Origin of the sequence: Corynebacterium sp. HMSC11E11 (assembly GCF_001807025.1) — a bacterium.
Taxonomy (GTDB): domain Bacteria; phylum Actinomycetota; class Actinomycetes; order Mycobacteriales; family Mycobacteriaceae; genus Corynebacterium; species Corynebacterium freneyi.
On record NZ_KV787106.1, the window covers coordinates 20,402 to 32,328 of the forward strand.

General features: G+C 69.7%; 9 protein-coding genes. 4 read left to right on the forward strand and 5 right to left on the reverse strand.

Annotated features, from left to right (window positions below; all coding sequences use genetic code 11):
- Positions 1–38: 38 nt before the first annotated feature.
- The 4 genes from HMPREF3121_RS01400 to HMPREF3121_RS01415 all read right to left on the reverse strand — a co-directional run bounded on the left by HMPREF3121_RS01400 (position 39) and on the right by HMPREF3121_RS01415 (position 7,096).
- On the reverse strand, positions 39–566 hold the full coding sequence (locus tag HMPREF3121_RS01400) for a hypothetical protein (RefSeq protein WP_070519291.1): 528 nt from the start codon (positions 564–566) through the stop codon (positions 39–41).
- Between the two features lie 69 nt (positions 567–635).
- On the reverse strand, positions 636–1,307 hold the full coding sequence (locus HMPREF3121_RS01405) for a tRNA (cytidine(34)-2'-O)-methyltransferase (RefSeq protein ID WP_083291144.1): 672 nt from the start codon (positions 1,305–1,307) through the stop codon (positions 636–638).
- A 383-nt stretch (positions 1,308–1,690) separates the two neighbouring features.
- Positions 1,691–3,565: an alpha/beta hydrolase family protein gene (locus HMPREF3121_RS01410; RefSeq protein WP_070519293.1), complete on the reverse strand. Its 1,875-nt coding sequence runs from the start codon at positions 3,563–3,565 to the stop codon at positions 1,691–1,693.
- A gap of 132 nt (positions 3,566–3,697) precedes the next feature.
- Positions 3,698–7,096, reverse strand: coding sequence for an error-prone DNA polymerase (locus tag HMPREF3121_RS01415; protein ID WP_070519328.1), 3,399 nt, complete (start codon positions 7,094–7,096; stop codon positions 3,698–3,700).
- A gap of 304 nt (positions 7,097–7,400) precedes the next feature.
- On the opposite strand from HMPREF3121_RS01415, the gene HMPREF3121_RS01420 reads away from it, so the two are divergent.
- The 3 genes from HMPREF3121_RS01420 to HMPREF3121_RS01430 all read left to right on the forward strand — a co-directional run bounded on the left by HMPREF3121_RS01420 (position 7,401) and on the right by HMPREF3121_RS01430 (position 10,079).
- Entirely contained in the window at positions 7,401–8,297 is an 897-nt protein-coding gene (locus HMPREF3121_RS01420; RefSeq protein ID WP_070519295.1) for a MetQ/NlpA family ABC transporter substrate-binding protein, read from the forward strand.
- Positions 8,287–9,354: a methionine ABC transporter ATP-binding protein gene (locus tag HMPREF3121_RS01425; RefSeq protein ID WP_070519296.1), complete on the forward strand. Its 1,068-nt coding sequence runs from the start codon at positions 8,287–8,289 to the stop codon at positions 9,352–9,354. Before HMPREF3121_RS01420 ends, HMPREF3121_RS01425 begins: the two co-directional genes overlap by 11 nt.
- A 95-nt stretch (positions 9,355–9,449) precedes the next feature.
- Positions 9,450–10,079: a methionine ABC transporter permease gene (locus tag HMPREF3121_RS01430; protein ID WP_070519329.1), complete on the forward strand. Its 630-nt coding sequence runs from the start codon at positions 9,450–9,452 to the stop codon at positions 10,077–10,079.
- Between the two features lie 13 nt (positions 10,080–10,092).
- Here the strand turns inward: HMPREF3121_RS01430 and HMPREF3121_RS01435 are convergent, their stop codons facing one another.
- Positions 10,093–11,103, reverse strand: a complete 1,011-nt coding sequence (locus HMPREF3121_RS01435; RefSeq protein ID WP_070519297.1) for a sucrase ferredoxin — start codon at positions 11,101–11,103, stop codon at positions 10,093–10,095.
- A gap of 149 nt (positions 11,104–11,252) precedes the next feature.
- Between HMPREF3121_RS01435 and HMPREF3121_RS01440 the strand changes: the two genes are divergently transcribed.
- Positions 11,253–11,924, forward strand: coding sequence for an AMIN-like domain-containing (lipo)protein (locus HMPREF3121_RS01440; protein WP_244979560.1), 672 nt, complete (start codon positions 11,253–11,255; stop codon positions 11,922–11,924).
- Positions 11,925–11,927: the final 3 nt, after the last annotated feature.

Below are 11,927 nucleotides of genomic sequence, written 5' to 3' on the forward strand. Positions count from 1 at the left end.
GTATGGCAAAAGCCGCCCCCGCGGCCGAACGCGGAGCCCTAAACCACCGGCGGCGGTGAGCCGGGGCCGGGCACACGCGAACTCTGCTGCACCACGACCCAAACCGTCACCGCCAACCAGACGACGGCGACGAACGAGAAGAAAGCCGCAATCGCCGAGTCCGAGTCCGCCTGCCCGCCGAGCACGGGCACCAGCCGCTCCATGAGATCGCCCAGCGGATTCCCTTGATCGTCCACGTCGGTGAAATCCCCCGGGGTCACCACGACCAGCGCGGCGAAAAACCACCAAAGACCAGTGCACGTCCGGGCCGCCTTGCTGCGGGCCGCGCCCCCGTACCACCGCGCCGCCCACACCGCCGTCAGCACCCCATTGAGGACCACGAACGCCGGAACCCAAAAGAGGATCAGGATGAGCGTGAACCATCCCAACACCCCGACCAACGCGCCGCGGAATATGAAGGCCAGCAGGGGAAGCCACACGAACGACGAGCCGATCACCCACATGAAACCGGGATCTCGCCTGCGCGGCAGGACGGGAGGGACGCCTTCCGTTTCATTGTCGTTCATGGGGGAAAGTATGTGTGACATCCCCACCGATGTCACCCGCGCTTCTAACTTCTACCGCCCGCCGGGGTACTAATGCCCGCCGGGGAACCCCATCTGCCGCCACGCCTCGTACGCCGCCACCGCCGCCGCGTTGGACAGGTTCATGCTGCGCCGCCCCGGGATCATCGGGATGCGAATCAGATCCGTCACCCTCGGGTCGGCCAGCGCCTCGTCGGACAGACCCGTCGGCTCGGGGCCGAACAGCAGCACGTCACCCGGGCGGTAGTCCACGTCAACGTGCCACTTCTCCGCGTGCGCCGTGAACGCGAACACCCGCGGACGCGCGCCAACGGCCCCGGATTCCCGGTCCGCACCGTCGGGCAGCCCGTCACCCGCGTTCCGCGCGTCCCCTTCAGGCAGTCCGTCGCCGTCGTTCCGAGCGCCACCGGCGGGCGGCCCCTCACCGTCGGCAAGCAGAGAAACCGGCCCCACCAGCTGCGTCAGCGCAGCGTCCAACGAAGGGTGGACGTGAACCTCGGCCAGATCGTGGTAGTCGAGACCGGCGCGGCGGACGTGGCGCTCCTCGAAGTTGAATCCCAGCGGCTCCGCCAGATGGAGCGCCGCCCCCGTGCCCGCGCACATGCGGATCGCGTTGCCCGTGTTCGGCGGAATCTGCGGGCTGGCGAAGAGAACGTGGCAATACGGAGACGAAGCAGGGGCATCGGCGTCGGGCGTTGACGCGTTGGCTTCGGTCGCACCGATGCCGGGGGCGCCTGCGCTGGGGGTGTCGGTCACGGTGGAACAGCGTACGCGGCACCGGGATCGCCGGTATCCACCTCCCCGGCGAGGTGCGAAATGCCCCGGCCAAACGCGAACGCCGCGTGCCTGGCCGGCTCCACGCCCACCCAGCCGCAAACCACGGGGTCGCCGCCGACCCGGCGGATGGCGGCCCGATGGGGACGCCGAGAAGGACCGGAATACGACAAATGCAGCCTCACACCGAGTGAACGCCGATAAAAGACCAGGACGAGAAAATCCGTGGCTGCATTTGTCGACTAACTGCCGTGTCCCGGTAGGTTGCGAACGACTTCCGCGGGACACGACACCTAGTCTTCGACCCCCGGGGCACCGGCGGGACACGACACCTAGTCTTCGACTCCCGGGGCGCCGGCCTTCATTTCGGCGATGCGGGAATCGAGCGGAGCCAGGTTCGGAGTGGTCACCAAGCCATGGTCGCCCAAAAAGTCCAGCAGCGCCGCGGCGATGAGGCGGCGGCTCTTCGGCTTGGCGAACTTGTGCCCCTCCCCCGGAACCCGCAGGTACTCGGTGGGAACGCCGCGGGCGCCGAGCGCATCGCGCATCTGCAGCGACTCGCGCTCCGGCACGTTCGTGTCCCATTCGCCGTGGATGAACAGCACCGGAGTGACGATGCCCGCCGCCCGGTTCAGCGGCGACACCTGCCGCAGCAGCTCAGCGTCCTGGAACGGGTATCCGTACTTCGGGTACGCGGCCGCAGCCAGCCACGGCTCGGTGGACCCGTAGTAGCTTTCGAAGCTGGTCATGCCGCACGCATCGACGATGCACCGGAACAGATCCGGGTACCGCGACGCGACGAGCAGCGACAGGAACCCGCCGTAGCTGCGGCCGCCCAGCGCCAACCGCTCCGGGTCGCCGATGCCGGTGTCGACGAGGAAACGGGCGGTGTCGGCGACGTCGTCGATGGCGGCGAACCGCCCGTAGCGGTCGTCGGCGTGGAGCACCGATCGCCCGGCGCCCGACGAACCGCGGATGTTCGGGGTGAAAACGGTGACGCCGGAGTCCACCAGCGTGGTGAGGATGTCATGGTTGACCGGCCTGGACTGCAGCTCCGGGCCACCGTGCAGGTGGATGTACACCGGCTGCGGGCCCGCGGCGTCCTCGCCTTCCCCGTGGTAGAGCCAACCCGACAGTTCCAGGCCGTCGCGGGCGGTGAAGTGCACCAGCTCCGGGATGTAGTTTTCCTGGGCGCGCTCGGCGATGCGGCGCGTGCGGTCGACGTTGATCGGCTCGATCTTGCCGGTCGACGTGCGCAGGATCTCCACCGTCGGCGGCAGATTCGGACCTTCGACGGTCAGGGACAGCAGCTCGCCGTCGTCGGTGATGGACAGGCCGGAAGCGACCATGCCCGGCAGCTCCACCGACCGTCGGACCAGCACTTTCTGGTCGTCGCCAAGGGTGAGCAGGTCCAACAGGGAGACGCCGGAGGTGTTCCACAGCACGGCGGCGGTGGTGAGGTCTTCGCTGATGACGAACTCGTCGACGTCCGAATCCGGGTTGCCGATCCACTCTTCGGCGGTGACGTCGCGGCCGTCGACGACGATGCGCAGCACGCGGCGACGATCCGAGGAATGATCCGAACACGCGATGACGGTGACGCGGCCGTCGGCGGTCGCGGATTCGTCGCGCAGGATGGTGCCGGCGTCGGTCATGGCGCCGGGTTCGGGGCGCAGCAGCGGCAGCCACGTCCCGTCGGGCTTGACCAGCAGCAGTTCGCGGCTGCCGCGGGGGCCGACCCGCATGAGGGCGTGGCCGGATTCCGCGGAGACCAGCAGCGAGTCGGTGCGGCGGTCGAGGACGGCGTAGTCGCCGGTTTCGGGGTCGACGAGGCGGCCTTCGGTGATGCCGTCGGCGTCGACGGCGTCCATGGCGAGTTTGTCGCGATCCCATTCGACCAACATGGTCTTCGCGTCGCCGGACAGTTGCAGTCGTTTGGCCCCGGGGATGGCGGGGTCGGTGGACACGAGCCACGTTTCCAGGCGTTCGGTGCCCAGCGGGGAGACTTCGCAGGCGATCCAGCGGGCGTCGGGTGAGTGCAGCACGCGGGTCACGGGGCCGTCGACGGGGAGTTTCACGGGGCGTTCGTCGCCGAGACCGTCGTCGGTCAGCGCCACCTGCACGGCCTTGGGGTAGCCGCGTTCGCGCACGATGTACGCGATCGCGCTGCCGTCGGGCGCGAGGGAGGATGCATAGGTGTGCCGCATACCCGACGATCATAGAAAAGGCGGGGCCCGCGACGACGGCGCGCCCCCGGATCACTGCGGCGGTGCGACTGACTAGCGACGCCGTCCGCTTTCCCTCAATCATCGGATCACGTGCTGCGCCCCTTTCCCGAATCACCGGAAGTCCCGGCTGCGCCCGGCGATGACGGGGGCGGCGACGACCTCGCGCAGCGGGGTGAGTTTGTCGGCGACGATGGTCACCGCGCCGGAGGCGTTCTGGGCGATGCCGCGCACCACCAGCGCCCGCTCGACGGTGGCGATGGTCCGGAACCGCTGCCACAGTCCCGGGGTGCACAGGACGTTCATCAGCCCGGTTTCGTCTTCCATGCCCAGGAAGATCACGCCGCCGGCGGTTCCGGGGCGTTGCCGGTGGGTCACGATGCCCGCCACCAGCACCCGCGACGAATCCTCCACCGCGCCCAGCTGCGCCGCGGGGGTCACTCCGATCGCGTCGAGTTCCCCGCGCAGTCGCGCCACCGGGTACTCCCCCGGGGTGACGCCGGTGCCCGCCAGGTCGGCCGCCGCCAGTTCGAATTCGGTCATGCCGGGCAGCGCGGGGGCGGAGGCGACGGTCAATCCGGGCAGCATGCCCTCGTGTTCGGTCGCCGCGATGCCGGCGGCCCACAGTGCTTGACGACGGTCCATCCCCAGGCATTCCAGCGCCCCCGCCCGGGCCAGGGCCTCCACGTGGGAGACGTCGAGCGACGCTCGTCGCGCCAGGTCGGCGACGTCGCGAAAAGGTCCGCCACGGAAAAGGCCGGCCTCGTCCGCCTCCACGCCGCAGCCGTCCCGGGCGTCGACGATGCGTCGGGCGGCGTCGTCGCCAAGCCCCGCCACCGACCCCAGCCCCAGCCGGATCCGCCCGCCCGGGCAGTCCGCCTCGACGCCGGAGACGTTGACGTCCGGGCCGTCGCACCCGACTCCGTGGCGGCGGGCGTCGGCGACCAGCGACTGCGGCGAGTAGAAGCCCATCGGCTGCGCCCGCAGCAAGGCGACGCAGAACTCCGCCGGGTAGTGGTACTTGAACCACGCCGAGAAGTACACCAGCGACGCGAAGGACTGGGCGTGCGATTCGGGGAACCCGTAGGCGGCGAAGGCGACGATCTTGTTCCACAGCCGGTCCGCGACGTCGCCGACGATGCCGTTGGTCCGTCGCAGCCCGTCGAGGAACCGGGTGCGCAGCGCCTCCATCCGTTCCACGGAACGTTTGGCGCCCATCGCCCGGCGCAGCGAGTCTGCTTCCGCCCCGGTGAACCCGGCGGCGTCGACGGCGATCTGCATGAGCTGTTCCTGGAATAGGGGGATGCCCAGGGTTTTGCCCAGCGATTTTTCCAGCACCGGGTGGTCGTAGGTCACCGGTTCGAGCCCGTTGCGTCGCCGGATGTACGGGTGGACGCTGCCGCCCTGGATGGGGCCGGGGCGGATCAGCGCCACCTCGACGACCAGGTCGAAGAATTCCCGCGGCCGCAGCCTGGGCAGCGTGGCCAGCTGCGCGCGCGATTCGACCTGGAACACTCCGACGGCGTCGGCACGCGACAGCATGTCGTAGACGGCCTTTTCGGCCACGTCGATTTCCCACAGCCGCACGGTCCGCCCGCAGTGTTCGGCGACCAGGTCGATGCAGTGGTGGATCGCCTCGAGCATGCCCAGCCCCAGCAGGTCGAACTTCACCAGGCCGGCGGCCGCGCAGTCGTCCTTGTCCCACTGCACCACGGACCGGTTCTCCATCCGCGCCCATTCCACGGGCACGACGTCGGCGATGGGCCGGTCGCAGATGACCATGCCGCCGGAGTGGATGCCCAGGTGCCGGGGTTGCCCGCGCAACCGTTCGGCGAGTGCGGTGACCTGCTCGGGCGGCTGCGCGGTCCCGTTGACCCACGCGTCGACGACGCCCGGCGCGTGCCCCAGCGCCCGGGCGGCGTCGCGCAGCGCCCCGCGCCGCCGGTAGGTGATCACGTTGGCCACCTGCGCGGCGTTGTCGCGGCCGTAGCGCCGGTAGACGTACTGGATGACCTCCTCGCGCCGCCCGGATTCGATGTCCAGGTCGATGTCGGGCGGGCCGTCGCGTTCGGGCGACAGGAACCGTTCGAACAGCAGCCCCGCCGCAATGGGGTCGACGTTGGTGATGCCCAGTGCGAAGCACACCACCGAATTCGCCGCCGAGCCGCGTCCCTGCGCCAGGATGTTCTCGCGTCGGCAAAATTCGCAGATGTCGTGGACGATGAGGAAATACCCCGGAAAGCCCAGTTCCCCGATCACGTCGAGTTCGCGTTCCAGCTGTTTCCAGGCTTGCGTGACGACGGTCGGCGCGCCTCCCCCGCCCTCGTCGGATGCTCCGGTCGCGTCGGCGTCCAACCCCTCGGCCGGCCCGTAGCGCCGCAGCGCCCCGGCGCGGGCGATGTGGGCCAACCACGAAGACTCGTCGTGGCCCTCGGGAACATCCCAAGCCGGCAGGTTCGGCGCGATGAGGTCCAGCGTGAACGCGCATTCCGCCGCCACCTGCGCCGTGGCGTCCAGCACGCCGGACAGGTGCCCGAAGATGGCCTCCAACTCGGCGCCGGAACGCAGCCACGATCCCCCGGTCGGCGGCAACTTCGGTTCATGATCGTCGAGGGATTCGCGCTGCGCCAGCGCATGCTTCGCCCCGGCCACCCGCGCATCCGCCGGAGTCGCCGCCGTCGCCGCGGCGCCGGCCACCTGCCGCAGCCCGTGTTCGGCCGCGGCGGCGGCGAGATCGCGCTGGTCGTCGGCGGCGCCCGGGGTCGGGTCGACGTGATGGTCCACCGCCACGTCGTCCGGGCCGAACGCCGCGACGAGCTCCCCGAGATGCGGCAGCCAGGCGACGTCGGCGAGCACCTGCCAATGCCCGCCGGCGGCCTCCGCCAACTCCGGCAGCGTCGGGTAACGGGCCACCCCCTTCTTCCCGCCGGACATGAGGGCGTCGTTGATGACGCGGCTGAGCCGCCGGTACCCCTCCGGCCCGCGCGCCAGCACCGTCAACGGCGCCCGCGGCAGCGACAGCTCCGCCCCGATGATCGTGTCCAGTCCCGCCTCCGCCGCGGCCTCCGCGAACCGGGCGACCCCGTAGAGCCCGTCACGATCGGCGATGCCCAGCGCCCGCAGCCCCAACCGCACCGCTTCGTCCACCAAATCGGCCGGGTCGGACGCCCCGTGCAGGAAGGAGTAGCTGGTCCGGCAATGCAGGTCGACGCCGCCGACTAGGCCGACGACGCCGACGGACACATCGCCGCCGACGCCATCCGATGCGCCATTCGATCGGACATTCGCCCAGACATTCGCGGGACCATCGACGCGGCCACCCCCGCCGACGACACCACTTCCCCGGCCTCCGCCCCGACGATGCCCGTTGAAGCCGTACCCGGGAGTCAACGTCCCCACCGATCTCCCGGACAAGATCCGTTCGATTCTCGACCAGCTCAAAGGCCCCCCGGCACGAGAGCCCGCACCGGCACCGGCGGCACCACCGGCCCCGTCGCCGACTCCACCACCGATCCCATCATTGACCCCATCACCGACGCCGCCCGCGAAACCCCTCCACACGCTCATGGCCCACACGCTAGCCCCGACCACGGATTGGCGCGAACACGCATTCGAACATTCCTGGTCCGGGGCTTGCCCGCACCCCCGCAGACCGTCGTCACGCACCGCCCGCGACCGCGCACCCCACCGCACCCGCACCCACCACCGCCGACGGCGCTTTTTAGCTGATCCGCCCAGGGTGCTACGCTAATCCCACAACAAGACAGCTTGGTCTATTCGCGAACAGTGCGACGGACCCCACTGCAAGGAGAGACACATGGCATTGCGACGTTTCGCAGCCGGCGCCGTCGCCCTGGCCTTCGCGGCCACCGGCCTGGTCGCCTGCGGCAACGACGACCCCGCGGCACCCCTCGCCGAAGGCGACACCATCCGCATCGGCACCACCGACTTCGAAAAGGAGGCCTGGCAGGTCTTCGAAAAGCAGGTCGAGGAAGCCGGCATCGACATGGAGATCGTGCCCTTCACGGAGTACCCGCCGGTCAACACCGCCCTCGCCGAAGGCGACCTCGACGTCAACCTGTTCCAGCACATCAAGTACCTGGCGCAGTACAACGTCGGCTCCGGCGCCGACCTCACCCCGATCGCCTCGACCGAGATCGTCCCGCTGGGTCTGTACTGGAAGGACGGCGACTCCGTCGACGACATCAAGGACGGCACCGAGGTCGTCATCCCCAACGACTCCACCAACCAGGGCCGCGCCCTGAGCGTGCTGGAGAAGGCCGGCCTCATCGCCCTCAAGGGCGACTCCGCCAACCCGTCCCCTCTGGACATCGACACGGAGAAGTCCCGCGTCACCGTCACCCCGATCGACGCCGCCCAGACCCCCGCCGCCTACGGCGAGGGCACCCCGGCCGTCATCAACAACACCTTCCTCGACCGCGCCGACATCGACCCGAACTCGGCGATCTTCAAGGACGACCCGAACGACAAGGCCGCCGAGCCGTACATCAACGTCTTCGCCACCACCCAGGCCAACAAGGACAATGAGCAGCTGAAGAAGCTCGCCGAGATCTGGCACAGCCCGGAGGTCACCGAAGCCGTCGCCCGCGACTCCCGCGGCACCTCCATCCCGGTGCAGCGCCCCGTCGAAGACCTGGAGAAGATCCTCGACGACGCCGAACAGGAAGCCCGCGAGAACCCCGATGCCGAGTAAGCCCGGCACCCGCGTCGAACTGCGCGGAGTTTCCAAGGTCTTCGGCTCCGGCGCCAACGCCACCAGCGCCGTCGACGACGTCACCCTGTCCGTCGAACCGGGCGGGGTGCTCGGCGTCATCGGCTACTCCGGTGCCGGCAAGTCGACGCTGATCCGCCTGATCAACGGGCTGGAGAACCCGACCTCGGGCGAGGTGCTCCTCGACGGAGTCGACATCGCGGGGATGAAGGAGAAGAAGCTGCGGGAGGTCCGCCGGGACATCGGCATGATCTTCCAGCAGTTCAACCTCTTCACCTCCCGCACGGTGGCTGGCAACGTCGCCTACCCGCTGGAGTTGGCGGGCGTGGAACGTGCCGAACGCAAGCGCCGCGTCGCCGAGCTCCTCGAATTCGTCGGCCTGGCCGACCGCGGCGGTTCCTACCCGGAGCAGTTGTCCGGCGGCCAGAAGCAGCGCGTCGGCATCGCCCGCGCGTTGGCCACGAACCCGTCGCTGCTGCTGGCCGACGAGGCCACCTCGGCCCTCGACCCGGAGACCACCGCGGATGTCCTGGAGCTGCTGCGCGAGGTCAACCGCACGTTCGGCGTCACCATCGTGCTGATCACCCATGAGATGTCGGTGGTGCGCGCCATCGCCGACCGTGTCGCGGTGATGGAAAACGGTCGCGTCGTCGAGCACGCCACGGTCCATGATCTGTTCGCCAACCCGACCACCGACGTCGGCCGGCGTTTCGCCTCCACGGCGCTGCGGGACCGTCCGAAGGGCCGGGAGCTCGATTCGGCGTTGGGTTCGCTTGACGACGGCCCCGCCGCCGCGCTGGTCACCGTCAGAGTGGATGACGCCGTGCCCCTGGGCCGGGTCCTCGACATCGCCCGCGCCGAAGGGCTCGACGCCACCGTGGCGCACGGGTCCGTGACCAACGTGCAGGCCCGGTCGTTCGGCCGTCTGACGCTGCGCCTCAGCGCGACGGGCGACGCGGCCCCCGATGACGTGGCCGCGGCGGCCGAGCGCGTCGTCGCACGGCTCGACGAATTCACCGAAAGCGAGGTCATCCGATGAGCGTCACCACCGCAACCGCGACCGCCGCGGCGGCCACGTCGACGGCCACCGAGATCCTCGCCCGCGACACCGACTGGGAGCTGCTGGGCCCCCGCATGTGGGACGCCTTCGGCGAAACGCTGTGGATGGTCTGCGTGACCATGGTCATCGGCGGCCTCGTCGGACTGGTGCTGGGCGTGCTGCTGTACGTCTCCCGGTCGTCCGGCGTGCTGCCGTCCGGCCCGCTGCACACCCTGCTGAACCTGGCCGTGAACTTCGTGCGGCCGATCCCGTTCATCATCCTGGTCACGGCCGTCGGCCCGCTGACCAAACTCGTGGTGGGCAAGACCATCGGCACCGGGGCGGCGATCTTCGTCATGACCATCGCCGCGTCCTTCGCCGTCGCCCGCCTGGTCGAGCAGAACCTCATGGCCATCGACCCCGGCGTCATCGAGGCCGCCCGGGCGATGGGCGCGGGGCCGTGGCGGATCATCCGCACGGTCATCGTCCCCGAGGCCCTCGGCCCGCTGATCCTGGGCTACACCTTCGCGTTCATCGCGGTCGTCGACATGTCGGCCATGGCCGGCTACATCGGCGGCGGTGGCCTGGGCGACTTCGCCATCGTCTACGGCTACCGCGCCTTCGACTGGAACGTGACGCTGGTGACCACCCTGGTGATCATCCTCATCGTCCAGGCCGCCCAGCTGCTGGGCAATTTCCTGGCGAAGAAGGTCATGCGCCGCTAGGCGCCATGACCCGCTAGATCTCCGCCGCGGCCAGCGCCCGCCAGCCCTTCTTCGGGCCGGGCGCGTCGCCGCAGGAGGACACCACGCCCTCGGTGACCGTCTGCTCGAGAGCCACGCCGACGGTGCGGCCGTCGTCGAACTCCACGACGGCGGCGGCATCGGCGGCCGGCGCATGCACCAGCACCCCGCGCAGCCGCTCGAGCGTCTCCGGCGAATGCCCGGCGCCCTCGTCCAACACCGCGTCGACCACGTCGGCGACGTCCACCGCGGCCACGGCGTCGATCGCCCACTCATCGACCTCCCCGCGCGCCGCGAGTTCCGCGACCTGCCCGCGGGCATCCCACACCCCGCGGCCGCGGCACCCTCCGGCGTGGAGGATTCCCGACGAGGCGTCGTCAAGCATCTGCTTCGTCTCGACCGCCGACAGCCGCCCGTACGAGTAATTCCACGGCAACAGCACCAACGCCGGCGCAAACCGGTGCCCCTTGGAATGCGACGTCTCCCACACCGCATCCGGGTGGACGTTGTTGAGCGCCTGGGCGATCGGCCGCCCCTTCACCGCACAGCACCGGTCGCGCTTGCCGTGCGTGCACACCAGCAACAACGGCTCGTCGACGACGCGAGCCCCCTCCGTCGGCCGCCCCAGCCGAACGTCCAGCGACAGCATCTCCTCGACGTCGCAGACCGTGCGGACCTCCAGGCGCGGCGCCGAAAACGCGGCGCCCTCCCCCGCCCCGGCCCCGTCCGGCGCGTCGATCCGCGGCGGGCAATGCGCCACGTACATGGTCACGCCGTCACAGGGGATCTGGCCGAGACGCCCCGGCTTGCGGATCAACTGCAGCGAACCGCCGCGCTCGGCGAGCCAATCCTTGATGCGGGCGGTCAGCTCCTCGCCGAACACCCCGCCATCGAGGATGTCGTGGCTCCACCCATACTGATGCTCGAGCGCGATGAACAGGACGCCGCCTTTCGCCGTACCCGGCAGCGGCTCATGTCCCAGGTCAGAGCACACGGTTTCCGTCATGAGTTAAGCCTAACAAGGTGTCCGGGGTCACGGTTGCCTCCCCCGTCCGGTCACCGTTTGACAACACTTTTCACTCTGTACCCAGCGACCTGGGGTTTTGCGCTTCGGGCTAATTGCCATTCAAAAAAAGCCGTCCTACGGTCGAAAGCATGATGCTCGGCCCCCGCACCTCGACCCGTTCGAACCGCGCCACCGCCCGCTCCGTGGCGGCGGTGATCGCCGCGGGCTCCCTCGTCCTCGGCCTCGCCGCCTGCTCGTCCGGGGCGGAGCCGGACGTCGATTCGGCGGTGTCGATGCGCTCGGAGGGCACGCCCACGTCCTCGGGCGCCGACGGCGGCGGAGGGGCGCCGGCGACGTTGGAGGCCGACCCCGCCCCCGACGTCGACTACTCGGACGCCCCGGCGGAGGCGGCCCCCGCGGACGGTTCCTACCTGGGCATCAAGGATGTCCGCATCGGCTCGCACGATGGTTTCGACCGCATCGTCATCGAGTTCATCGGCGACGGCGAGCCGGGGTACTGGGTGCGGTACGAGGACATGCCGACCCAGCAGGGCAGCGGCAACCCGATCAGCGTCAGCGGCGCCCACAAGTTGTCCGTCGACGTGCGCGGCACGGGCTATCCCTTCGACTTCAACGTGGAGGATTACCCGAATGGCCCGGTCAAGCCGGAGGGCACGTCGGCGATCACGGAGGTCCGCGGTTTCGGCACCTTCGAGGGCGCCACGCAGTACGTGGTGGGCATCGACGGCGAGCGCCCCGGGTTCAAGGTGTTCAAGGCCCAGAATCCGACGCGGCTGATCATCGACATCGAGGCCCGTTAAGTT

Excerpts from the sequence above, each read along its gene's own strand:
- HMPREF3121_RS01410 (WP_070519293.1), bottom strand. The coding sequence starts at position 3,565 with ATGCGGCACACCTATGCATCCTCCCTCGCGCCCGACGGCAGCGCGATC.
- HMPREF3121_RS01435 (WP_070519297.1), bottom strand. The coding sequence starts at position 11,103 with ATGACGGAAACCGTGTGCTCTGACCTGGGACATGAGCCGCTGCCGGGT.
- HMPREF3121_RS01440 (WP_244979560.1), top strand. The coding sequence starts at position 11,253 with ATGATGCTCGGCCCCCGCACCTCGACCCGTTCGAACCGCGCCACCGCC.
- HMPREF3121_RS01430 (WP_070519329.1), top strand. The coding sequence starts at position 9,450 with ATGTGGGACGCCTTCGGCGAAACGCTGTGGATGGTCTGCGTGACCATG.
- HMPREF3121_RS01420 (WP_070519295.1), top strand. The coding sequence starts at position 7,401 with ATGGCATTGCGACGTTTCGCAGCCGGCGCCGTCGCCCTGGCCTTCGCG.
- HMPREF3121_RS01400 (WP_070519291.1), bottom strand. The coding sequence starts at position 566 with ATGAACGACAATGAAACGGAAGGCGTCCCTCCCGTCCTGCCGCGCAGG.
- HMPREF3121_RS01425 (WP_070519296.1), top strand. The coding sequence starts at position 8,287 with ATGCCGAGTAAGCCCGGCACCCGCGTCGAACTGCGCGGAGTTTCCAAG.